Annotated in this window: 19 protein-coding genes and 1 pseudogene; 12 read left to right on the top strand and 8 right to left on the bottom strand. The window is 59.8% G+C overall.

The window, feature by feature from the left end:
* Positions 1–245, bottom strand: a 245-nt coding sequence (locus tag GIW48_RS28475; protein WP_329607291.1) for an acyl-CoA dehydrogenase family protein, incomplete at its 3' end; no start/stop codon positions are given.
* Between the two features lie 272 nt (positions 246–517).
* On the opposite strand from GIW48_RS28475, the gene GIW48_RS28470 reads away from it, so the two are divergent.
* From GIW48_RS28470 to GIW48_RS28455, 4 genes are all read left to right on the top strand, one after another.
* Entirely contained in the window at positions 518–1,441 is a 924-nt protein-coding gene (locus GIW48_RS28470) for an ABC transporter substrate-binding protein (RefSeq protein ID WP_236447246.1), read from the top strand.
* Positions 1,442–1,580: 139 nt separating this feature from the next.
* A complete protein-coding gene (locus tag GIW48_RS28465) occupies positions 1,581–1,883 on the top strand; it encodes a type II toxin-antitoxin system RelE/ParE family toxin (RefSeq protein ID WP_099548967.1) in 303 nt (100 codons plus the stop codon).
* A gap of 1 nt (position 1,884) precedes the next feature.
* Positions 1,885–2,259, top strand: a complete 375-nt coding sequence (locus GIW48_RS28460; RefSeq protein WP_099548968.1) for an addiction module antidote protein — start codon at positions 1,885–1,887, stop codon at positions 2,257–2,259.
* A gap of 134 nt (positions 2,260–2,393) precedes the next feature.
* Complete coding sequence (locus tag GIW48_RS28455) at positions 2,394–3,344, top strand: DHH family phosphoesterase (protein ID WP_236460813.1); 951 nt, start codon at positions 2,394–2,396, stop codon at positions 3,342–3,344.
* Here the strand turns inward: GIW48_RS28455 and gudD are convergent.
* Positions 3,313–4,638, bottom strand: coding sequence for a glucarate dehydratase (gudD, locus tag GIW48_RS28450; RefSeq protein WP_236460812.1), 1,326 nt, complete (start codon positions 4,636–4,638; stop codon positions 3,313–3,315). The two genes, GIW48_RS28455 and gudD, sit on opposite strands and share 32 nt — an antisense overlap.
* Positions 4,639–4,656: 18 nt before the next feature.
* Complete coding sequence (locus GIW48_RS28445; RefSeq protein WP_236460811.1) at positions 4,657–6,018, bottom strand: MFS transporter; 1,362 nt, start codon at positions 6,016–6,018, stop codon at positions 4,657–4,659.
* Between the two features lie 350 nt (positions 6,019–6,368).
* Here GIW48_RS28445 and GIW48_RS28440 point away from each other — a divergent pair, with 350 nt between their 5' ends.
* The 7 genes from GIW48_RS28440 (at position 6,369) to GIW48_RS28410 (ending at position 18,128) form a co-directional block, all read left to right on the top strand.
* Positions 6,369–7,079 (top strand): FadR/GntR family transcriptional regulator, encoded by a 711-nt coding sequence (locus tag GIW48_RS28440; RefSeq protein ID WP_099548970.1) that lies wholly within the window; start codon positions 6,369–6,371, stop codon positions 7,077–7,079.
* A 13-nt stretch (positions 7,080–7,092) separates the two neighbouring features.
* The gene (locus GIW48_RS28435) at positions 7,093–7,788 is read left to right on the top strand and encodes a tRNA (adenine(22)-N(1))-methyltransferase (protein WP_017136958.1); all 696 of its coding nucleotides are present in this window, start codon (positions 7,093–7,095) and stop codon (positions 7,786–7,788) included.
* 292 nt (positions 7,789–8,080) lie between these two features.
* Positions 8,081–8,626 carry an ATP phosphoribosyltransferase regulatory subunit gene (locus GIW48_RS28430; RefSeq protein ID WP_026013702.1) on the top strand — a complete coding sequence of 182 codons (546 nt, stop codon included), beginning with the start codon at positions 8,081–8,083 and terminating at the stop codon, positions 8,624–8,626.
* Positions 8,627–8,719: 93 nt separating this feature from the next.
* Positions 8,720–9,019, top strand: a complete 300-nt coding sequence (locus tag GIW48_RS28425; RefSeq protein WP_017136956.1) for a DUF3144 domain-containing protein — start codon at positions 8,720–8,722, stop codon at positions 9,017–9,019.
* A gap of 261 nt (positions 9,020–9,280) precedes the next feature.
* Complete coding sequence (locus tag GIW48_RS28420) at positions 9,281–11,338, top strand: methyl-accepting chemotaxis protein (RefSeq protein WP_017136955.1); 2,058 nt, start codon at positions 9,281–9,283, stop codon at positions 11,336–11,338.
* 450 nt (positions 11,339–11,788) lie between these two features.
* A complete protein-coding gene (locus GIW48_RS28415) occupies positions 11,789–17,383 on the top strand; it encodes a membrane-targeted effector domain-containing toxin (RefSeq protein ID WP_236490693.1) in 5,595 nt (1,864 codons plus the stop codon).
* A 118-nt stretch (positions 17,384–17,501) separates the two neighbouring features.
* The gene (locus GIW48_RS28410) at positions 17,502–18,128 is read left to right on the top strand and encodes a glutathione S-transferase family protein (RefSeq protein WP_017136952.1); all 627 of its coding nucleotides are present in this window, start codon (positions 17,502–17,504) and stop codon (positions 18,126–18,128) included.
* 75 nt (positions 18,129–18,203) lie between these two features.
* Here GIW48_RS28410 and solA read toward each other — a convergent pair whose 3' ends face one another.
* From solA to GIW48_RS28385, 5 genes and pseudogenes are all read right to left on the bottom strand, one after another.
* On the bottom strand, positions 18,204–19,373 hold the full coding sequence (gene solA / locus GIW48_RS28405; RefSeq protein ID WP_099548973.1) for an N-methyl-L-tryptophan oxidase: 1,170 nt from the start codon (positions 19,371–19,373) through the stop codon (positions 18,204–18,206).
* Between the two features lie 734 nt (positions 19,374–20,107).
* Positions 20,108–20,317 (bottom strand): annotated as a pseudogene (locus GIW48_RS28400) (hypothetical protein); the annotation flags it as partial.
* 92 nt (positions 20,318–20,409) lie between these two features.
* Positions 20,410–20,820 carry a hypothetical protein gene (locus GIW48_RS28395; protein ID WP_170037918.1) on the bottom strand — a complete coding sequence of 137 codons (411 nt, stop codon included), beginning with the start codon at positions 20,818–20,820 and terminating at the stop codon, positions 20,410–20,412.
* Positions 20,821–20,829: 9 nt separating this feature from the next.
* Positions 20,830–21,456 (bottom strand): LysE family translocator, encoded by a 627-nt coding sequence (locus GIW48_RS28390; RefSeq protein WP_017136948.1) that lies wholly within the window; start codon positions 21,454–21,456, stop codon positions 20,830–20,832.
* A 67-nt stretch (positions 21,457–21,523) separates the two neighbouring features.
* Positions 21,524–21,979, bottom strand: a complete 456-nt coding sequence (locus GIW48_RS28385) for a VOC family protein (protein ID WP_099548977.1) — start codon at positions 21,977–21,979, stop codon at positions 21,524–21,526.
* A gap of 125 nt (positions 21,980–22,104) precedes the next feature.
* On the opposite strand from GIW48_RS28385, the gene GIW48_RS28380 reads away from it, so the two are divergent.
* A partial coding sequence (locus tag GIW48_RS28380) for a BPL-N domain-containing protein (protein ID WP_236490692.1) occupies positions 22,105–22,840 on the top strand: 736 nt, incomplete at its 3' end.

Raw genomic sequence — 22,840 nt, 5'->3', positions numbered from 1 at the left:
TCTGTCAGCAGCGCAAGCAGTTCAGCGAAGGTCGCGCCTTGCCCGCCGTAACTGACTGGCAATCGCCAGCGTGGCAAACCCAGAGCGTTGAGCTGTTGGATCACTGTCGCCAGGCTGGCGCGTGTCTGATCCGCCTCGGCAGCGTGTGCCAGGATCTGCGCAAACAGCGGGCGAAACGGAGCGGCCAGTTGTTCGTAACGGGCGGAGGGCGCAGTGCCCCAGATATTCAATACGGGAGTCGACATGCAATGGACCTTGCAGAAAGGGTTTCAGGCGCGGGGTCCAGTGGTCTGGTGGCGTCACCCTAACTCAGTGGGCAGCAAACTTTTAATACGAAAAATAGCTAACCCACTGTTCGGCGGTTCTATCGATAGTGCACAACAGTATTAAACCCGGCGCTTTTATTGCGTTAGCTTCTACGGGCGCCACGCTCGGCGACTGCCAAAACCCTTCTCTCATTGCCAGACTGCACGCCCACAGATGGTTGAGTCAGCCATTAACTGTGTGGATTCCTCCTATGATCAATCGTCGTAATTTGCTTGCCGTGCTGGGCCTGGCCTCGCTGACACTGCATGGCCCATCGGTGTGGGCGGCAGCGCCGCAGACCCTGACGGTGGGTGACCAGTTCTTCTCCAATCGCATCGTCCTGGAGCTGTCCGGCGAGCTGAAAGACCTGCCGTATCAAATCGACTTCAAACGCTTCAATACCGGCTCCCCGGTGGCCTCGGCGGTCGCCAGTGGCGCGCTGGACGTGGGCATTGTCGGCGATACGCCGGTGATCAGCCTCGCCGCCAATGGCGCGCCGGTGAAAGTGGTCGCCAGCACCCAGACCAGCCTCGATGGCGTGGGCATTGTGGCGCGCAAAGGCATCCATTCGGTGGCCGAGCTCAAAGGCAAAACGGTGGCGATCTGGAACGGTTCGTGGAGCCAGCAACTGGCCTACAAGGCCCTGGATGAGGCCGGTGTGCCGCGCAGCAGCGTGACCTTCAAATACCTGCTGCCGGCCGAAGCCAGCCTGGCGCTGAGCCAGGGCGACATCGATGCCTTCGGCACCTGGGAACCCTACGTGTCGTTGCAGGAGAAAGAGGGCAGCACCCTGATCCGCAATGCCAAGGGCCTGATGAGCGCGCCGACCTACATCGTTGCGTATGAGCCGGCGCTGGCGCAGAAACGCGCGATTATCAAAGATTTTGTGGCGCGTCTCACCCGTGCGCGGGTGTGGAGCAGCAGCCACGTTGATGAGTATGCCCAGGCGTGGTCGAAGGCCAACCAATCTGCACCGGAGATTGCCAAGGTTTGGTTCAAGCGTGATGCGATCAAGGTGCTGCCGATCTCCCCGACCATTGTCGGCGAAGCCCAGGCCACGGCGGATTTCCTGGTCGATGCGCAGATGCTCAAACAGCCTTATGACGTGACGCCCTTGTTTGATCAGGCCCTTTAAACGCGGACGAAACACGCGCTAATAGTCTCGGGCGCCTGTTGATACGGGGGCTGAGCTAGGGTTTTTGGTTCCGGTTGGCGCCGGAACAAAAAATTCACTAGCATCAGTATGGAGTAGCCAGTAGGCTACAGGTGAGACTTTGACCAATTCGATCGGCAGGACGCCGGAGTTTGATACATGGCTCGACGGTATGAAGGATCTATGGGGCAAAACGGCGGTGCTGACTCGCCTGGACCGCGCCGAAGAAAACAATTTTGGCGATTGCGAGCCGGCCGGTGACGGCCTGAGTGAAATGCGTGTATTCGTCGGGCCTGGCTACAGGATTTATTTTGTACGCACAGGCATCACGGCCTACCTGATGCTGTGGGGCAGTGATAAAACCGACCAAAAAAGAGGCATACAGCGGGCAAAAGAGATTCTTGTTGCCCTGAGAGGTAAATGAAATGAGCAACGCGACATTCAAACCCGAGGACATGCCGATCCTCGATCTTGATACATCCGGCACCAGCGTCTACGAAGCTTCGCGCTTCCTCGACAGCCCGGAAATCATCAGTGCTTATCTGGCACAAAGCATGAAGTCCCAGGACCCGCAGATCCTCATGAAGGCGCTGGCTGAAGTCGCCAAGGCCCAGGGTGTGAACAAGGTGGCCGAGGCGGCGGGGGTCAATCGCGAGAGTCTGTATAAAACCCTGAAGGGCGGCTCTAAAACACGTTTTGAAACGATCAAGAAGCTGATGCTGGCGTTAGGCGTTGAGCTGACTGTGCAGCCCGTTGCAGCTGGCGCGAGCAAAAAAATGCCGCGGCACAACGGACAATAATCAGCAACTGTCAGTTTTCACAGTATCTTTCTCCTTGAAGTCATGGTCTTGTCACACGCTGATGCGAACGTTCCCTAGCCAAAAAACACAAGGCACCGGACCGCGCCTGAGTTGTACTTCAAGGAGATTTAATCATGAGGGTCGTGACCTCAGGCTCTGCTTATCTGGATATAGACGCTTACGCTTGTTGCATAGCCTACGCTGAACTGCTGAATCACCAAGGTGTTCAAGCGCGTGCGGTCAGCAGTGCGCCACTCAATTTCAGCGTTTGCGCCAGTGTGCTCGGTTGGAAGGCCGCGCTGGACGATTACCAACCCGGCGCCGACGATGAGTTCGTGTTGGTGGATGTCTCCGACTACCATCATTTTGACCCGGTCGTGGTACTCGATCAGGTGTGCGAAGTGATTGACCATCATCCAGGCTTTGAAATCCACTGGGCGCAGAAGCTGGGTGCGGATGCTGATATCCGGCCAATCGGTGCCGCGGCAACGCTGGTTTTCCAGCGTTGGGAAAGGTCCGGCCTGCTGCCGGAGATCAGCCGGCACAGCGCTGCGTTATTGGCCACGGCGATTCTGGACAATACCCTGAACTTCACCGGAAAAATGACCGCATCCCTGGATATCTGGGCCTACGAGGTGCTGGCGCGTCGGGCGGGGCTGACGGCGGATTGGCCGCAGCGTTATTTCAGCGAATGCCAGGCTGCGATCGAAGCCGACCTTGAGGCCGCCATGGCGGCTGATATGAAACACATGACGGCCACGCGCAACCTGCCGCAGCTCATTGCGCAAATGACGGTGTGGGATGCGCAGGGGGTGCTCCAGCGGCATCACGCAGCCATTGAACAATGGCTGGCGGCGCAAGGTGAGGACTGGCTGTTGAACGCTATCAGCATCCGCGAGCGCAAGAGCTATTGGTTGGCCGAGCCTTCTCTCAGCCAGCCGAAGCTGAGCCTGCTGCTGTCGCTCGATTGGCAAGGTACACAGGCCGTGCTTGGGCGTGCGATGCAGCGCAAGGAGCTGGTGAAGCTGGCCCTGGCTGCCGCACGCGAAGACCTCAGCGTACGAGGCAAGGCCGTTTGTTGTTGAAGGCCCAGCCCGGTATCAAAAACTGCATCGCCACGCTGTCGTCCCGCGCCCCAAGGCCCATGCCTTTGTACAGTTCGTGGGCCTTGGCCACGGCGTTCATATCGATCTCCACGCCCAGGCCCGGTTTGCTCGGCACCTTGACGTAGCCACCCTCGATTTTCAGCGGTTCCCGGGTCAGGCGTTGGCCGTCCTGCCAGATCCAGTGGGTGTCGATCGCAGTGATGTCGCCCGGTGCGGCGGCGGCCACCTGGGTGAACATCGCCAGGGAAATATCAAAGTGGTTATTGGAGTGCGAACCCCAGGTCAGGCCCCACTCATTGCACATCTGCGCCACGCGCACCGAGCCTTGCATCGTCCAGAAGTGCGGGTCGGCCAGGGGAATATCCACCGACTGCAGCTGGATCGCGTGGCCCATTTCACGCCAGTCGGTGGCGATCATGTTGGTCGCGGTTTTAAGCCCGGTGGCACGGCGGAATTCGGCCATGACTTCGCGGCCCGAGTAGCCGTTTTCTGCGCCACAGGGGTCTTCGGCGTAGGCCAGCACGTGGTGTTGATCGCGGCATAGGCGGATCGCTTCTTTCAGTGACCATGCGCCGTTCGGGTCGAGGGTGATGCGTGCGTCCGGGAAGCGCTCGGCCAAGGCCGTCACCGCTTCGATTTCTTCATCGCCACTCAATACGCCGCCTTTGAGCTTGAAGTCGTTGAAGCCGTATTTGGCTTTGGCGGCTTCGGCCAGGCGCACCACGGCCTCGCTGGTCAGGGCTTTTTCATGGCGCAGGCGGAACCATTCGTCATCGGCGTCCGCCTCGTTGCGGTAGGCCAGGTCGGTGGCCGTGCGATCACCGACATAGAACAGGTAGCCGAGCATTTTTACTGCGTCACGCTGTTGGCCTTCGCCCAGCAGGGCGGCTATGGGCACTTCGAGGAATTGACCGAGCAGGTCGAGCAGGGCGGCCTCCATGGCGGTGACGGCGTGGATGGTGATGCGAAGGTCGAAGGTTTGCAGGCCACGGCCGGCGGCGTCCCTTGAGGCAAAGGTGGTGCGCATCTGGTTGAGGATGCGCTGGTACTGGCCGATGGGTTGGCCGATCACCAGGCTGCGGGCGTCCTCCAGGGTTTCGCGGATGCGCTCGCCACCGGGCACTTCACCGACACCGGTGTTGCCCGAACTGTCCTTGAGGATCACGATATTGCGGGTAAAAAATGGCCCATGGGCGCCGCTCAGGTTCAGCAGCATGCTGTCGTGGCCGGCGACGGGAACGACTTGGAAATGGGTGACGACGGGCGTGGTCATGGCAGGATCCTAATAAGCTTAAAGAGGTTTGCTGATAGCGGTGCCTGTTGCTGCAACGCTCGGCGGCGCCAGCACGGCAGAAGGCGAAGTCTTGGCAAAAAACACCAGGATGGCCGCCAGCACCGAGGTGCCGGCCAGGCCATACAGGCCGCCCTGGATCGAACCGGTGGTCTGCTCCAGAAAGCCGAAGGTCGTAGGCGCCACGAAGCCGCCCAGGTTGCCGATGGAGTTGATCAGCGCGATCACGGCAGCGGAGATGCGCACATCCAGGTAACCCTGTGGGATTGGCCAGAACAGCGAGGACGCGGACTTGAACCCGATGGCCGCAAAGCAGATCGCGACAAAGGCGAAGATCGGCCCGCCGGTGGTGGACATGAACATGCCGGCGGCGGCAATCAACAGCGCGGCGGCGACCCAGGCTTGCTGGAACTTGAACTTGCCCGACAGCGCGGCGAAGGCGTACATGGCGATGATCGAGATCAGCCACGGGATCGAGTTAAAGAAGCCGACCTGCACGTCGCTCAGATCGCCCATCTTCTTGATGATGCTCGGCAGCCAGAAGGTCGCGGCGTAGATCGTCAGCTGGATGCAGAAGTACAAGGCGCAGAACAGCAGGATCTGGCGGTCCTTGAGCAGCTTGGCAATGGTCGGTTTGATGGTGGTCAGCGCCTCACGCTCGCGCTGTTCCTGGTCGATGGCGCCAACTAACGCGTCCTGTTCTTCGCGGGTCAGCCATTGGGCGTCGTGGGGTTTGGAGTCGAGCCAGAACCACACAAAAAATCCCAGCGCCACTGAAGCCAGGCCTTCGATGGCAAACATCCATTGCCAGCCGTGAAACCCGAACCCTTCTATCTGCAGAAGTGCTCCCGACAGCGGGCCGGAGATCAGCGACGCAACCGCCGAGCCACTGAGGAAGATGGCGATGGCTTTACCGCGCTCCACGCCGGGCAGCCAGCGCGTGAAGTAGTAAATCACCCCAGGGAAAAACCCCGCCTCGGCCACGCCCAGCAGAAAGCGCAGGACGTAGAACTGGGTTTCGTTCTGGATGAACGCCATCAGCGTGGCGACGATGCCCCAGGTGAACATGATGCGGGTCAGCCAGATGCGCGCACCGACCTTTTGCAGCAGCATGTTGGAGGGCACTTCAAAGAGCGCGTAGCCGATGAAAAACAACCCGGCGCCCAAGCCGTAGGCGGCCGCGCCGATACCCAGGTCATGCTCCATGTGCGTGCGCACGAAGCCGATATTGACCCGGTCGATGTAGTTGAGAATAAACATGATCACGAACAGTGGGAGCACGTGGCCCTTCACTTTGCTCACGGCGCGCATGAGGACCGAATCACGTTCTGGAGCGGCAGATGCGTGGTTTGAATTGTTCACAATTGAAAAACTCCCCCTGATTTATTTTTATGCGGGTTTACGTGTTTTGTTACCAGACATCATACAAGTGCTTTTCTTGAGTTCGCAATGCACCTGCAACTGTTTTTGTTCTTATAAGGCTGCTGATTGGGTGTGTATTTTGGTTATTTATCTAGTGTTTGTTGGGTGTTTAGGTCGATCGTCGATGTAATTATCGCGATCTTTACCTTCGCGCACGGCCCGCAAAGGCCAGCGAGCATTGCGTCATTCTGGTTGGTTGTCATACAAGTTGTAAGCTTTATGAATCAAGCCAGCGCCTACTCGGGGCAGGGTGTTAAGCTCCCCTCAGCCAACCCCGTGGACCCATAGTGATGCCCATTGAAAGCGCAAACCCTGTGCGTAAACGTTCCAATAACCTCGCCCAAGGTGTGGTCGAGGCGCTGACCCAGCGCATCCTGCTGGGCCAGCTCAAACCCGGTGAAAAATTGCCGTCCGAGTCCAGCATCGTGCTGGAGCATGGCGTGAGCCGCACAGTGGTGCGCGAGGCGATCTCCAAGCTGCAGGCGTCGGGGCTGGTGGAGACGCGTCACGGCATCGGCACCTTTGTGTTGGTGCAGCACGCCCAGCAAGGTTTGCGTTTGCATGTGGACACGGTCGCCAGCGTGCGTAACATGCTCGAGCTGCGCCTGGGCCTGGAGGTGCAAGCCGTGGCTTTGGCCGCGCTGCGCAGGAGCGACGAACAGCTCGCACACATGCGCCAGGCGCTGGACGATTACCAGGCCTCGCTGGCCAGCAACGACAGCTGTGTGGAAGAGGACAAGCGCTTTCATCAACTGATCGCCGAGGCCACCGGCAATACCTTTTTTACCGAAATCATGCTGCACCTGGGCAGTGCGATGATCCCGCGCACCCAGGTCAAGGGCGTCGAACGCGGCGGGGCCGACTTCGCCAAGCTGGGGCAGTTGGCGAACCTTGAGCATGAGGCGATCTTCAATGCCATCAAGCGCCAGGACCCGGACGCGGCGCGGGCCGCCATGGTGCTGCACCTGACCAACAGCCGGGACCGGTTTTCCGGGGAATGACAAGGAACCACCGTTGAACGAACACACATTGTCCATGCGCCTGGAGCGCGTGGCCGCCAACGTGCCCGCTGGCGCGCGCCTGGCCGACATCGGCTCGGACCACGGCTACCTGCCGGTGGCCTTGATGCGCCGTGGCGTGATCACGGCAGCGGTGGCGGGGGAAGTGGCGACCACACCCTTTTACGCAGCCCAACGCACCGTGCGCGACAATGGCCTGGAGCAACACATCAGCGTGCGCCTGGCCGATGGCTTGGCAGCGATTGAACCGGGCGATGGGATCACCGCGATCAGCGTCTGTGGCATGGGCGGCGAGACGATCCGCGACATCCTCGACAACGGCAAGGTGCACCTCAGCGGCCAGGAACGCCTGGTCCTGCAACCCAATGGTGGCGAGCAACCCTTGCGCCAATGGCTGATGGACAACGGCTATCGCATCCTCAGCGAAGAGTTGCTGCGGGAAAACCGCTTTTACTACGAGATCATCGTGGCCGAGCGCACAGGCGCCGTGACCTATACCGATCAGCAGCTGTACTTTGGCCCGTTGCAAATGCAAGCCCGCAGCCCGGAGTTCCTGGCCAAGTGGCAGCGGATGCTGCGCCAGAAGCACAAGACCCTGGCCAGTTTTGAGCAGGCACGCCAGGCGGTGCCGGAGCAAAAACTGCAAGAAATTGCCCGGCAGGCGCGGTGGATTACCGAGCTGCTGGCGTGAAGTGACTTGTAACTTTTCCTACGCATGTGCAAGGATCTGCCCATGACTCAATTTTCGCAAAGCAACCGCCATCATCCCCACGGACCTTCCTTCAGGTGCCGTGGTTGCTTGCGCTCACTGATTGACCAGACCCACTGATCACTCAATGAACCCCACCCAAGGCGCCTATGGCGCCTTTTTTATTGCCTGCAAACACTGGAGATTCAACCCATGACAATGCTACGTGGAACCCGAATGGTCACCGGCAAAGAAGCCGCAACGATGCGTGAAGTAGAGGGCCGTTTCCGGAGCTATCTTCATCGAAGCGGGCGCTGAAGAAGTCATCGTGCCGGCTCTTTGGGGCCAGGACACGTTTATCGAAAAAACCGGCGGCAGTGAAATCATCGGGCAGATGTGGGCCTTCGATGACAAGGCGGGCCGCAAGTGCTGCCTGATCCCGGAAGCCACTGCGCTGTTCCAGGAGCGCAACGCCGACTTGCTCGAGGGGCGCGCGGCGGCGATGTTTTTTTACGTGGCGCGGTGTTATCGCTATGAGCGGCCGCAAGCCGGCCGTTATCGTGAGTTCACTCAACTGGGGCTGGAGATTCTAAGCCCTGACCCTGGGTTGGCGTTGCAGCGCAGCCAGGCCCTGTGTACTGGGTTTCTGGACACGCTGGGGCTCGACTATGCGCTGAACCTGGCCGTGAAACGTGGGCTGAGTTACTACCTGGAGGGCAACGGCTTTGAGGTGCGCTGCCCGACATTGGGTGCGCAACAGCAAGTCGTGGGCGGCGGGGCTTACCGTGAAGGCGCGGGCTTCGGTATCGGGCTTGAGCGGTTGGTGCTGGCGTTGGCGTGAAGCACCAGGCGTCTCCCAGTGGGAGGCGCCTGCTTTGCTGGCCTCGAATATGCTCCAATAGCCGCCTTCTTTTGCTGACCCAGGAACCCTGCCATGGCCGAGACCACCGACCAAGCCTTCTACGACCGCGCAGATGCGCATATCGAACTGTCGAACGAGCAGCTCAAGACCTGTGAAAACCTCGGTGAGGTCAGCGCCTCGATGATGTTCGGCACCACGCGCTTCAATGCCTGGGCCAGCGCCCGCAACTTCAAGTCCGGCGCCGAGATGGCCGAGGCCCGTGAGGCGATGCTGAAGTATTTCTGTGATCAGTACAGGATGATGCTTGAGGATAACCTGGATGATCACATCAATAATTTCAGTCAGTACATGCGGGTGAAAGTGGCGGATTAAGAGGGTGGTGGGGGAGGGGCTGTGAGCTTGGCAGCCCCAGCGGATGCCATCGCAGGCAAGCTGGCGCCCACAGTTACCGTTTCACTCTCGTCATTGAGTGTTTTTGCCCCATTTTTGCGCACGCCCGCGCACTTTTTGATTGCCGCACCGCCTATCTCCGGCCCCTCCTGCAACGGCCCGTATCTTGCTAGAACCAAGCTAATCAATGACATGGCATTTTGCTTCTAGTCATTTCCAGCTTGTTTTTGGGAGCGGTCGGCCATGCACACTCTTTTATCACCCGGTATCCATTTGCTCGGCCGTCTCGGTTTTGCGCGCAAATTCCAGGTGCTGTTTTTCCTGTTCATGCTGCCCCTGGCCGGGAGCCTCTGGATGATTGGCTCGGACTATCGCGGCAAATTGAACGTGATTACCAGCGAGCAGTCCGGCGTGCACCAACTGTTGGCCCTGGACACGCTCGATGGCCAATTGACTGCGCAGCGCAACCTGGCCGCGCGCTGGAAAGCATTGGATATCCTCCACACCCCAACCCCTGCCGCCCAGGCTGCAATGGACAAAGTGGATGCAGGCAACCCGATGATTATGCAAAGCCTGCAAGGCTTGGGTGAAGCACTCAAAGCCCGCAACGCCAGCGCCGACACGCTTGCGCGGTTTGAGGCATTGCAGGCGGCGGTCAAGGGCATGGACACCCAGTCCCTGCGCACCGTGGGCTGGTGGCCGGACGGCTACGACCGTTTCACTGCTGCGTTGACGGCGCTGCAAACCTTGCGCGAGCAAATCACTCTGGATACTGGCCTGATCCTCGATCCGTGGCTGGAAACCTACCTGCTGATGCAGATCTCCACCCAGCACACCCCGGACCTGATCGAGCGCATCGGTCGCACGGCCAGCGTCGGCCAGTCGTCCATCGCTTCGGGGCAGTTCACCTTGCAAAGCCGCTTGCAGATGCGCGACCTGCGCGGCCGTATTGGCGATGCACGTGACCAATTGGCCAAGGCCGCCGCTTCGCTCAAAGCCAAGCAATATCCTGGGATCGAGCCGTGGACGGCGCAATATGACAGCAGCCTGCTGCTTCTGGATAACGAACTAAAAACCTTGGATGAAGGCGTGTTTGGCGGCACCATCAAATTGGACACCGCCGCCTTCGACCGCAGCGTCGACAGCATGTTGGGCGCGTTGGGGGCGTTGCGCAGCCAGTCGCTTAACTCACTGGATACGCGCCTTAGTGACTACCGCGAGCGCTCGCTCCAGCACTTTATTCCGGTGGCGGCGACGTTCAGCCTGCTGGCCCTGGCCGCGTTGTACTTGTTTACCTGTCTGCAAGCCTCGATTCGCCGCAGCGCCAGTGGCATCACCACACTGGCCGAGTCGTTGCGCGACGGTAACCTGTGCGTGGAGGTGGCGGTGGAAGGCCGTGACGAACTGGCGGCCATCAGCCGGGCGCTCAACGTTGCCGTGGTGCAATTGCGCACCAGCCTGCTGGGCGTCAATCACGAAACCCAGCAACTCGGTTCTGCCGTACTCACACTTAACGCGCAGTCAGGCAGCACCCTCACCGAGGTGGAAGACCAGCAACACCAAATCAGCCAGATTGCGGCCGCCGCGACCCAATTGGCCGCCACCTCCATGGGCGTGGCCAAGAGTTGCGAACAGGCCTCGGGCAGCGCGCAGCACACAAGGCGCATCGCCGAAGACAGCAGCCGCGACAGCCAGCGCACCACGGCAAGCATCCAACAGCTCAACCAGCGCCTGACCGACACCGCCAACGCCCTGGAACAGGTCAGCCAGCAGGGCCAGCAGATTCAGTCGGTGGTCGACACCATTCGCGGCATCGCCGAACAGACCAACCTGCTGGCGCTCAACGCGGCCATCGAGGCTGCGCGTGCGGGCGAGCAGGGCCGTGGGTTTGCCGTGGTGGCCGATGAAGTGCGCAGCCTGTCGCAACGCACCCAGGCGTCCACCGCACAGATCGCCGGCACCGTGGACAGTTTGCGCGCGACTGTCAGCCAGGCGGTCAGCCTGATGGGCGCGGCGTGCGACCAGGCACTGACCGACGCCGAATCCGTCACCGGCCTGGGCACCCGCCTGGGCGAAATTGCCGGTGCGGTGCAACACGTCACCGACACCCTGGCGCAGATCGCGGCTGCGGTGGAAGAACAGGCTGCAACGGCCGATGAGGTCAGCGGCAATATCCAGCAGGTCGACCAGGCGGCGGGGCGCTTGCTGGACGGCGCACGGGCGGTGAATCAGGCGGCCGATACCTTGCGCAAGGGCAGCCTGGCGCTGAGTGATAACACGGCGCGCTTTCGATTGGGCTGAGGCGCGGGCAGGTCAACAATATCTACCGCAGATACGCTCGGGCTGCGTCTCATGCTGAGGGTTCATTCCATCAGTATGAGGACCGTGCCCATGAGCACGCCGAGCCCTACATCCGCGTCACCGACGTTTCAGGAAATTCGTACACACCTGCTTGAGATCGACCCGGGCCTGCGCACGCAAACCCAGGAGCCTGTCGTATTACCTGCCGAACTGCATGCGCTGGAACAACTGAACACCACCCTGATCAGCGCCAACAACGTCCTGTTGGCGAGGTCACGCAGCTTGTTCGAGGCATTGACGGAGGCAGATCTCACCCAAGCGGCCGGCAAGACGTTGCTTGCCCAACTCAAAACCGACTTGGACAAGCACCTGCTGGGCCTTGACGAAGTCAGCACGGTAGGCATTCAAGGCCGCAAGAGCTACCTCACCCAGGCGGCCGGTCTTGGCGCGTTGGAGCAGCAAGCCAAACTGGATGTGCGTGATTACCTGCTAAGCCCTGCCGAACAACGCATGGTTGAAGACTGCTCCCGAGGCCCGACCTTTCGTCCTGGCATGTACTCGCTTCATTTCAGCTACCAGGACAAAACTGTGGAATTTGCCGGGGCCTTCGTTCTTACGAGAAAGTCCAGCCCAGTCGTGGACAACCTGACGTCGGTAGAAAACCTCGGCCAGGTCTTGTTGTTCACGCCAAACAGGGGGCTGGAGGCCTTCGACTCTCTGGTGCAGCTCGACCAGAGCCTCAAGGCGACTTTGGCGCTACCGGCGGGGCGAGCGGAGTTCTGCCGACACTTGCCTGTACGTTATCAAACGCTGGATGTCGTCGATATCTGGCCCTTGCAATTGCTGCCCATTGACGGCGAGCCACTGTTCGAACACACCTACAACGCGATGATCGACAAGCGCAGCCAGGACATCGAACTGGCATTGAGCCTGCTGGACAACCCATTGCACGAGGCAACGCAGCTCAAGTCAGCATTGGACAACGCGGTGGCAGCAGCGCTGCCAGACTTGTCGTCACGCTTGGCGTTCAGGCGCCAACAGCTACTCGAGCGCAGCGTCTATAACAGCCTGCCGGATTGGTATCGCAACGCGGCTGCGACGGACCAGCAAACCCTGAGTCGTTGCATGCAGGATTACAATCAGGCCCGGGCTACCTATATCGAGCTGCTGGGGCCTGTTGCGTCGCCTCAAGCCCTGGCAAGTTTCCAGTTGACCGAGTATCTGGACGAAGCGCTGGAAATCTACGACCTGGACCCGCGTCACCTGAACATCACCACCCGACGCAACGTCGCCAATGTCGGCACCTATGAGCAGACCCGCAATCTGGTGCAATTAAGCTATGACGGGCTGCATACCGACGACGAGTTGCCCGGCTCTGATTTTTTGACCACGACCGCCCTGACCTATGCCGACGCGCCACTGCAAGGTGACCATGCCGTTCTGAGTGCGCAAAGCCTGCTCCACATCCTCCGCGAACCTGGCCTGCAACCGCGCCTGGACTATGCCGCGCTGCAAAAAAAAATGCAGGCCGAAACTGGCTACAAGCAGGCTACTCGCGACCTGTTTGATCATCGCCTGGTGTTGCTTGCCTTTGTCGCCCGGTTGCGAGGCGACCTGAGCCCGGCAGACCACAGGTTGTTCGAAGCGTTGCGGGCCGGTACGAACCCGCTCCTGTGCGCACGCACCGTGCTGCTGCATGGCGCGCAACTCAAAGACCTGTGGTTATTGCGCGAGGAAGATGCCAACGGCCAAATCCGACGCTTGCTGTTGTGCACCCCCGATTCGCCACGTGAGCGACAGTTCCTGGCGTTCACCACCGAGCTCGAATGCCAGGCGCATATCATCGGTTGGGCCGATGACAACACCCGGTTAAAGGGTCGCACCATGAGCGACTACCTGTTGGAGCAATGCCCGCTGCGTTTTCGGCCGAAGATGCACACGTTCCTCAAAGGCTTGGGCTTCAGGCCCGACGCAAAGGAACATGAGGAAGTGACATTTGGCCCTGTGTGCTCCCACACGATATGCCTGGACGCCATGGTCATGCATGGGCAAAGCGCAGCGCAGGACGACTACGAATACAGCACCCCGCTGTGGTATCGCTCAGCCCAGGCGGCGGACCGAACCCGGTTGACCAGCCTTGCCGAAGATGCCGCAGGTGCCTTGCGCGTCTATAACGCCATGCCCGATTCAGAAGCGAACTTCATTACCTTCAATGCCTATCTGCACGATAAAGCCAAACTCAGCCTGAACACGCTGCTTGGTCGCCGTCAGAATGATATCGACCCGGATAGCGTGTTTGTGTCGGCGCCCTGGCCGTTGCTGGGCGGTGCGCCGAAGCCCATTTCCTATACCCGGCTGTACAGGGACGGTTACACGGATAACGTCGGGTTCATCGACCCGAAATTCTCCACTTCGGCCACGTTCAGCGGGCCGGTGGGCGTGGACCTGAGCCGTTTGACCCCGCAGAACGTATCAAGGGCGGTGACGGGTGTATGGATCGGGCAACGCTACACCGACGAAGTGCGCGCCAACTTGCAAAGCGCGAGCAGTCCCGGTTACGCCAAACGGCGCGACGCCACCTTGACGATCACACAACTGCAGATGAAGTACGCCGCACTCGATGGCTGCCTGCGCGGTCATATCGCCCGAGTCGACTTGACCTGGTTGGAGCGTGCGATCGACAGCCTTGGCGACACAGCGGCGGCGACCCGCTCGACTTATCAGGTACATCGCCTGAGCATTGACGGCGATTGGGTGATAGGCAGCTACCTGTTCAGCCATGCAAGCAACCCGGTTTTGCTCTACACCCCCAACGCACCCGATGGCATCGGTTTTCGTGAAGCGAAGCTATTCAACTACTGGCTGAAAAAGGTCGACGGTGTGTCGGACTACCTGCAGGGTCGGGTGCCGGTCCCATCTCAGGTACGGATCGGAGCGTTTCTGAAGACTGCCCGCAATGGCTTACCCGAAACGATTGACCGTACGACCCCAAGCCCGGCGCGCTATGACCGGATAACCCCGGACACCACCGTGAGCGACCCGCGCAATGATTTTTACAACATGGTGTTGCAGCGCAAAATAGACGATGTAGTTGCCACCACGGTCAATCGCACGGAGATGATCACGGGGATTCTTTGGACGTGCGTCGAATTGGTCACTGCCATCGCCACTATCCCTTTTCCCGTATTGAGCCTGGGCCTGGGTGGTTTGCTGGCGTTCAAGGACGCGATGCTCGCTATCAGTGCCTACCAACAGGGTGACACGGGCGAAGCCTTGAAACACTACATTGGCTACCTGGCCAATGTGGGCGGCGCTGTGCTGTTTGACTTTCGCCCGGCCCTTAAAGCACTGCGCGTGCGGCCGGTGACCAAGGCGCTGAAGCAGGCCACGCTGATCAACGATATAGACCCAGGCATTGCTGCCGGAATGAAACCTGTGATGTTCAATTCCGAGCAGTTCTGGATCAAAAACACACCGGACTCCCTGGGGCGGCATCTGCTGTTTCGCCGTGACCCAGTCACCGGGCAAATGCAGTCAACCACACGTGTGGTCAACCAGAACAGCGATGGCCATTGGGTGCGCTTCACGACTCCGGGAGGCGGGCGCCATACGCTACTGCGCGAAGAGGTCGACGAGTTACTGGTGCCCTACGAGATTGCACCCGAGCAAGGGAAGTACTTCAGGCGCGCGCTCGACCTTGAATATGTGCGCATCGTTACCAGCCCTCCGGACGACGCCATTGCACAGGGCATAAGTGACGGGGCCTATCTTCAGTTGAAGCCTCTACGCGACAGCTATCTCGATCAGATGAAACACCTGACTCAAGACGCGGACGCGTTTTATGCCTCGCCTCCAGCGCGCCCGGACCGTAGCGGCTTGCCGGTGCTGGCACCGGATTCCAGCCCATCTACTGCGCTTGCCACCCTGTTTCCACTCAAGAAGCGGCTGATCATTGGCGCATCCAATACCAGCGTTGCCAGTAAGCAATTACTCATCGAAAACCTGCAAGCCTTGAAAGCGCAAGGGCTCATGCGCGTGTACGTTGAAAACCTGCCGGCCGATGTTTTCCGGACCAAACTCAAAATTATCAACGGCGAAACCCAGGGTGACGTGGCGTATGCCTTGAAACAGGTCGAGGACCATCTGGCGCGGGTAGACTCAGGCTTGGGCTGGGACGCGGACGCGCCTTTTACCTACCGTAAACTGATGCTTGAAGCCCACAAGCACAAGGTCGCGATCGACGGCGTGGACGCCTCGAGTTCTTATCATATGGAGCATGTGCTGGCGCTGTCTGAGCAAGAGCGGTTTATCCCTCGCAACAGCAAACTCAGGAACTTCTATTCCCACAAAGCCCTTTCACAAAACGACCCCGATGATGGTTGGATCGCCCTGGTTGATCACACCCGCATAGGGAGCACGGACGAAGTGCCGGGGCTGGCCGATTTGCAGAATGTCATCGCCCTGCGTGTGGAGGATGTTACCCCGGGCCAGGCGGTGGGCATCTCGCCTGATACTGCCTCCGCCGCGTTGTCCCGGGGTGATTACCGGATGACCATGGCGCCGGCATCACAAGCGCTGCCGACGGCGGGTCCTTCAAGGGCGGTGCCGGCGCCCGCTGCACCGTCCCATTACAGTGAGTTCGATCTGCCCGCGTCGTTTAAAGCGCACCTGGATGAAATGGTGCACTCGCATCGTGACTTGGATACTCGCTACGGCTTTGGGATTGGGCACCTGTATGAGGCGGCGTTCAAGGGGTTCAAGAACACCCGTAGTCGTTTGGAGAAGGCCGCCAAAGCCGCCTTTGCCACTTACACGCCCCCGGCACGGTCCACCTTCGTCGAGCTGGGTACGGTTGCCAGCGAAGAGGCGTTCGTCAAGCTACTGTACAAACTCAAGCGCGGACTGATTGTTGCTGAAGCGCATGCGGATAAGGCGAGTAAACAGTTCCTGATTAAATACATGAAGCTATTGAAAGAGCAGGGTGTAAAAACCTTGTATCTGGAACACCTGCTTACCGATCTGCACCAGCTTGAACTGGACGTCTTTTATAACACGCTGAAAATGCCGGAAAATCTCAAGCGCTATCTGAGGGCGCAGGACCTCGGCCATATGGGGAGCGGTTACACGGGAAAAAACACCTACACCAAGGTCGTCAAAGCGGCGAACAAGGCGGGCATCCGCGTGCGGGCTCTCGACTGCACCGCCAGTTACCACGTCAAAGGCATGCACGACTTGAACGCCCGCCAGAGCGTGTTCAGTTACTTTGCCAATGAGGTGATCAAGGCTGATCAGGCGGCACTGGGGCCGCATAAGTGGGTCGCACTCATGGGCACCTCCCACGCCGACATCTATCAGGGCGTGCCAGGCATTGCGCAATTGCAGGATGCGGTCAGCTTGACGGTACGCGATGTCGCGCCCGACCATGCGCTGCCTCTGCACCGTGGAGGCTGGGAAATCCTCGAGCGCGGGGTCAAGACGCCCGCGGGCACGGCCATGCGCAGTGACTTCAAGGTGCATGTCGGTGTGGCCGGTACGCCGGCGCCGCCCCCGATGGTTGCAGCGGATCGTACATGGATCAGAAGTGTCGGCGATTTCCTGATCGAGCGGCCTTCAATGACCCAAGCCAATGTGCTCCATCGTTCTAACACTGGAGATATCATTTCCACGCCTGTTCAAATTGACGATAAGGGGCAGTTCTTTATTGAGCGGTGGCCACAGTTGCAAGCAAAGCGTTACCCAAGTCTGGATTTTTTGATTCATGCACTCAAGACGGATGTGCAGTTGACGGCCGTTTCCGCTTCGACCCTGCCGAGCGTGCGCCTGAAAAACATCGGTGACTTCCTGGTCGAGTACGCTTCATCCACACAAGCCAGTCTGCTTCACCGTTCCAGGACTGGAGAGATTATTACCACCCCAATAAAAAGTGACGAGCTGGGGCAGTTGTCTATCGAGCGCTGGCCGCTGTTGCAAGGCAAGCGGTACGCAACGATAGAAGGCTTGGTGGATGCGCTCAAAAAAGAAGTGCGTTTGACCGCCGTCGCCTGATCACCGCCTCTTGAGGGGCAGCCTCTCGTGAAGGGGCTGCCACAATAAATCGTGGGCACTCCACTGGGCTGGCGTAGTCTCATGGCCAGACACCCACGCTTATCCTGCGGAGCTTCCCATGATCATCGTCCACCACCTCAACAACTCGCGCTCACAGCGCATCCTCTGGCTACTTGAGGAGCTCGGCCTGCCTTACGAGATCAAGCGCTACCAGCGCGACCCGAAAACCAACCTGGCGCCCCCGGAGCTCAAGGCCATCAACCCACTGGGGAAATCCCCGGTTATCGAAGATGGCAGCCTGGTGTTGATCGAATCCGCCGCCATCATCGACTACCTGATCCGCCGCCATGGTCAAGGCCGCCTGCAACCTGATCCTGCCTCTGCGACCTACGACAAATATGTGCAATGGCTGCATTTTGCCGAAGGCTCGGCCATGCTGCCGCTGATGCTCAACCTCTACGTCGGTCGTCTGGGTGAAGCCGGTGCGCCGTTGCACCCGCGTATCGAGTCGGAAGTGGCCAACTACCTGGGCTATCTGAATGACGTGCTGGCGGATACGCCGTATCTGGTCGGTGACGAACTGAGCGGCGCGGACATTCAGATGAGCTTTATCGGTGAAATCGCCAAGGCCCAGGGCAAGTTGCAGGCCTATCCAAACCTGGCGGCCTGGGTGCAACGCTTCCAGGCGCGACCTGCGTACCGCAAGGCGGTGGAGCAGGGCGGGGAATACGCGTTCGCCAAATAGGTCAGGCCAGAAGGCACAATTGCCCCTTGTGGCGAGGGGGGCCAGCCCGCTCGCCACGGGTCTGTGTCCCCATTCTTAAACGCTATTGCCCTCGAAGCGCTTTAACGAAAACGCCGACAGGTCCAGGTCACTCGACCCACGCATGCACCACTGCGCAAATGCCTCACCCAGCGCCGCCGAATGCTTGAAGCCATGCCCCGAGCACGGCGACACCACCAGGGTGTGCTGCAACGTGGGGTGTTCGTCGATGATGAAATCGTGGTCCGGCGTCACGGTGTAGGCACACACCGCCGCCTTGAGCACTTTGGCCGACACGCCGGTTATTCGGCCCTTTACCTGCTGTTCGTACATCTCCTGGGCTTGCGCCGCCGAGACCGTACGGTCCAGCGTTTCAGGCGTGGCCGTGGTGTGGTACTGCGCCGTAGCCAGCTTCATGCTGCCTTCGCCGGGCAACGCCGGGAACCCATAGTGGGTCTGACCTTGTTCGTGCGTGAGGATATAGGTGGGGGATTTGCCCACCAGGTCGGCCCCAGGCTCCAGCGCGAACCAGAACAGCTGTTGCCGATAAACACTCAGCAACCGGTCAAACGGCGCGCCGAGTAATTCGCCGGCCCAGTTGCCCGCACTCACCACCAGCTTATCGGCCTGTAGCGTGCGCTGGTCGGTGGTCACCGTCACGCCATGAACATCCGAACTGATGTGGGTCACCGTCTCGCCCTTGTACAGCGTGGCGCCGTGTTGCTCGGCCAAGGTGAGTTGCACATCAATGCAGCGCTCAGGGCGCACAAAGCCGCCGCCAGGCTCGTAGTAGCCGATGGCGCTGTCCGCCACCTGGGCAAATTGCGGGAAACGCTGGCGAATCTGCGCAGCGTCCAGCCGCTCATGTTCAATGCCGTAGGTTTGCGCCAGGCCAATGGTGCGCAGGGTGAAGTCGGTTGCATCGCTGGGGTCAAAGTCATCACGAGAGGTGAGCACCAGCAACCCCGACTGCTCAAACAGCGCCTGCCCCGACAACGCCTCAAGCTCGCGCCAGATAGCGTGCGAACGCCGCACAATGGGCACGTACTGCGCGCCTTCGCCCACCGACAGCCGCGTAATACGCGTATCGCCATGGCTGGAGCCAAAACTGTGGGGCGGGTGGTGGCGGTCGATGCCGGCGACTTTCACACCGGCTTTTGCCAGTTGATACACCGTGGCGGCACCCATGGCGCCCAGGCCGATGACCAGCGATTCATAGCGTTCCAAGGTTGGTACTCGTGTGTGAGGTGAGGGCGTAGTTGAGGCTAAGGCGTGGGAAAAAACAATGGGGGATAAGGCGGTAGCCTGTACCCCGTTCAGGAAACCCACAGTTGATCTTCGTCGCCCCGCAATTCCCTGTGGGAGCTGGCTTGAACTGCGATAGCCGGTTAACACGAAGTCTGTGGCAGGTGGGCTGTTGTGGCGAGCAGGCTTGCCACAGGAGAAATTGGCTGCCTTCAAACGTTGTGTAGATACCCATAGCTATCGCAGGCAAGCAAGCTCCCACATTAGCGCCGCGTCAGGCCAGGCGTGCCCGCTAGTCGCCGAGGCCACCTCGGCGTCTTGTAGCGCCGCAGCCGTCAGTTCGCGCCGTTTGCCAGGGCCAGCTCCTTATTGGCCCGCGTATCGAACACCCAAATCACCCGCAGGCTTTGCGGGAACGCCGCGTAGGTAGGTGGGCTGTTGTGGCGAGCAGGCTTGTCCTGCGTTGGGCTGCGAAGCAGCCCCAGTAAAGGCACTGCAATTTTCCTGAAAGAACTCAGCGTCTGGGTTTGGGGCCGCTTCGCAGCCCAACGCAGGACAAGCCTGCTCGCCACAGGAGAAATTGGCTGCCTTCAAACGTTGTGTAGATACCCATAGCTATCGCAGGCAAGCCAGCTCCCACATTAGCGCCGCGTCAGGCCAGGCGTGCCCGCTGGTCGCCGAGGCCACCTCGGCGTCTTGTAGCGCCGCAGCCGTCAGTTCGCGCCGTTTGCCAGGGCCAGCTCCTTATTGGCCCGCGTATCGAACACCCAAATCACCCGCAGGCTTTGCGGGAACGCGGCGTAATCGACCGTGTGAGTCAGCCACTCGAAGCCCGGGATTTCAGCCTTGGCGGTTTCGCAGGCTTCGGTCAACGTGGCGACCAGGCGGCGTTCGAGGCGGGCGGTGTCGCGTTTGGTTGGGGGCATCAAAGGTCCTGAGATTCAATAAAAGTCATCACATCATCCGGCTCGTATTCACGGATTAGCCAGTTGTTCCCATCGGTTCGAAGTGAAACTCCTTAGACCTGAATGTCACACCGCGCCTCAACAGCGTGCAGCCGCAAAGTCAGACCCGATGCGAAGCACACCACCACGTGATGGTCGGCGGGGAAGGTATCGCAGAGGTAGAACGTTTCTGTCTCGGCATCGGCCGCCACAATGCCGATGGCGTGAAGCACCGTGTCGTCTTCAATCGGGCTGTCATGGCGCCCTTCGGCCGAAAAAAAACTCACGCCATGGAACGTGACGGTGATCTCCCGAGGCTCTTCGGGCGGCACCCAGTCCTCGGTCCGCCGTGTAAACCTGAGCGACAGCGTGCGCTCAGACAGCGCGTAATGGATGTCGCTGGCGACATAGAAATTGTGCAGGTCACAGGCGCGTCCTTCGACCTCAACCTCTATATGCCCGAGTGCAAAACCATGGAATTTCATCGCGCCTGCCTATCGCTGCTGAAACGCTACTTTCAGCCCCAGCCCCATAAACAGCGTGCCGATGATCTTGCCTTCCCACCGACGCAGCTTGGATAGCCCCTTGAGCCCGCGACTTAACGGGCGAATCGAGAGTGCCAGCAAACTCGTATAAACCGCGCTGAGCCCCGAAAAAATCAAGCCCAGCACGGCAAACTGCACCAACGACGAACCCGATTCCGGGTGTACAAATTGCGGCAGGAACGCCAGGAAGAAGATCGCCGTTTTCGGGTTCAACACCTCAGCCCCAATCGCCTGGAAAAACGCCTGGCGCGGCGTCACCGCCGGTAGCTCCAATCGCGCATGCGTGCCGGTTTTGGCCATGAACGCCCGCACGCCCAGGTAGATCAAATACGCCGCGCCGGCCCACTTCACCGCATTAAACGCCGCCGCCGAAGTCATCAAAATCGCCGACAGCCCCAGTGCTGCGCACAGTGTATGAATCAAGTCGCCGCACGCCACACCCAGCCCGGTCGCAACACCGACCTTGCGACCGCCTTGAATCGTGCGCGTGAGCACCAACAGCACGGAAGGGCCGGGGATCAGGAAAAGGCCGAGCACCACGGCGATGTAGGTGACGAGGGCAGTGAATTCAAACATGACGGGTTATCTCGCAGATGGGCGCGGCCTACAGTAATCCTCATGTAGGCAGCCAATGCAACGCCGATCAAGCAAACGCGGCGACCATAAACGCCTCCAAGCCTTTCTCCTCCAGAATCTCGATAGAGAAATGCCCGAAGCGCTTAGGCAACCAAATGATCCGTGTGCCGGACGGCGATTGTAGATCCGCCAGGCTCAAGGGCCGGCCGTTTTCATCCTGCGGCTGCACACCCTCGGCCATCAACTCGGCATAGGCCACCTCAATATCCGGCGTGGTGTAGCAATGCCGATAAATCATGCCCTCACCGTGCGCGTCCAACAGCTCGCGCAAGTTGCCCGCCACCGGCTGCACCAGCATAAAACGCTCCAGGCCCATCAACGCCACCGCATATCGCACATGCAGCCCGCCGCGTTCCCACACCTGGGTGTTGGAGATTTTGGCCTTGAGGATCTTGGCGTAATAAGCGCAGGTTTCTTCAAGGTTCTCGACCAGTACGTCGACGTGGCTGAACTTCAGCTCCATTACAGGCCCTCTTGGCGGGTGTGGATTCAGGCGACAGTAGCCGATTTACAACTGTTAACGAATTGAAAGTCGCGTTCGATATAGGCTTCGAACAGTCCTAACCCCTGTTCGCCGAGCCCTCAACCATGAAATTGCCCGCCATCGCTGCCGCATTTTTTGTACTCGCCACCCTGCAATCACCCTGGGCACAGGCCGCAACGCCCATCACCCACGTCGCCATCTACCGAGGCCCGGCGGGCTGTGATGACTGTTCCGAGAACGTCAAAAACGCCTTGCTGCGGCTCAGCCCCAACTACCAGATCGACTTTGTAGGCGCGGATGAAGCCATCGACATCACCCCGCAAAACCTTGCACGCTATGACCTCTATGTTCAGCCGGGCGGCGGGCAGGATATTCCGGCTGCGCTCGACAGCTTCGGTGATGCACGCGTGGGCGCCATTCGAGACTACGTGGCCAAGGGCGGGCGCTACCTGGGGTTATGCATGGGCGCTTATCTTGCCGATAACAGCAACTTCGGGTTGATACCCCAGGACCTCGACTCCGAAGCCGGGCGACCGGGGTTTGAAGTGCGCGGGATTGAAGACGCGGCGGTACGAGTGGTGTGGGATGGCAAGCCGGACAGTGTGTTCTATCAGGATGGCCCGTACTTTCCCAAGGTTAAGGGGCACGCGCCGTATACGGTGATTGCGACTTATCGCAATGGCGATGTGGCGGCGGCGCGGTATCGGTATGAGAAAGGTGTGGTGGTGCTGAGCGGGCCGCATCCGGAGGCGGGGAAGGAGTGGTTTGAGAATGCGGGGATTGCGGTGAGTGAGATGCCGCGGGGGGAGTTGTTTGGGGTGTTGGTGGGGAGGGTTGGGG

Origin of the sequence: Pseudomonas sp. PA-6-3C (assembly GCF_021605825.1) — a bacterium.
In the GTDB taxonomy this organism is placed as follows: domain Bacteria; phylum Pseudomonadota; class Gammaproteobacteria; order Pseudomonadales; family Pseudomonadaceae; genus Aquipseudomonas; species Aquipseudomonas edaphica.
Note: the sequence above shows the minus strand (reverse complement) of the source record. Positions and strands in the feature narration are given on the sequence as shown.

Bases quoted from the DNA above. Each gene is read 5' to 3' on its own strand.
- GIW48_RS28470 (WP_236447246.1), top strand. From the start codon at position 518: ATGATCAATCGTCGTAATTTGCTTGCCGTGCTGGGCCTGGCCTCGCTG.
- GIW48_RS28460 (WP_099548968.1), top strand. From the start codon at position 1,885: ATGAGCAACGCGACATTCAAACCCGAGGACATGCCGATCCTCGATCTT.
- GIW48_RS28455 (WP_236460813.1), top strand. From the start codon at position 2,394: ATGAGGGTCGTGACCTCAGGCTCTGCTTATCTGGATATAGACGCTTAC.
- gudD (WP_236460812.1), bottom strand. From the start codon at position 4,638: ATGACCACGCCCGTCGTCACCCATTTCCAAGTCGTTCCCGTCGCCGGC.
- GIW48_RS28440 (WP_099548970.1), top strand. From the start codon at position 6,369: ATGCCCATTGAAAGCGCAAACCCTGTGCGTAAACGTTCCAATAACCTC.
- GIW48_RS28425 (WP_017136956.1), top strand. From the start codon at position 8,720: ATGGCCGAGACCACCGACCAAGCCTTCTACGACCGCGCAGATGCGCAT.
- GIW48_RS28420 (WP_017136955.1), top strand. From the start codon at position 9,281: ATGCACACTCTTTTATCACCCGGTATCCATTTGCTCGGCCGTCTCGGT.
- GIW48_RS28410 (WP_017136952.1), top strand. From the start codon at position 17,502: ATGATCATCGTCCACCACCTCAACAACTCGCGCTCACAGCGCATCCTC.
- GIW48_RS28395 (WP_170037918.1), bottom strand. From the start codon at position 20,820: ATGAAATTCCATGGTTTTGCACTCGGGCATATAGAGGTTGAGGTCGAA.
- GIW48_RS28390 (WP_017136948.1), bottom strand. From the start codon at position 21,456: ATGTTTGAATTCACTGCCCTCGTCACCTACATCGCCGTGGTGCTCGGC.
- GIW48_RS28385 (WP_099548977.1), bottom strand. From the start codon at position 21,979: ATGGAGCTGAAGTTCAGCCACGTCGACGTACTGGTCGAGAACCTTGAA.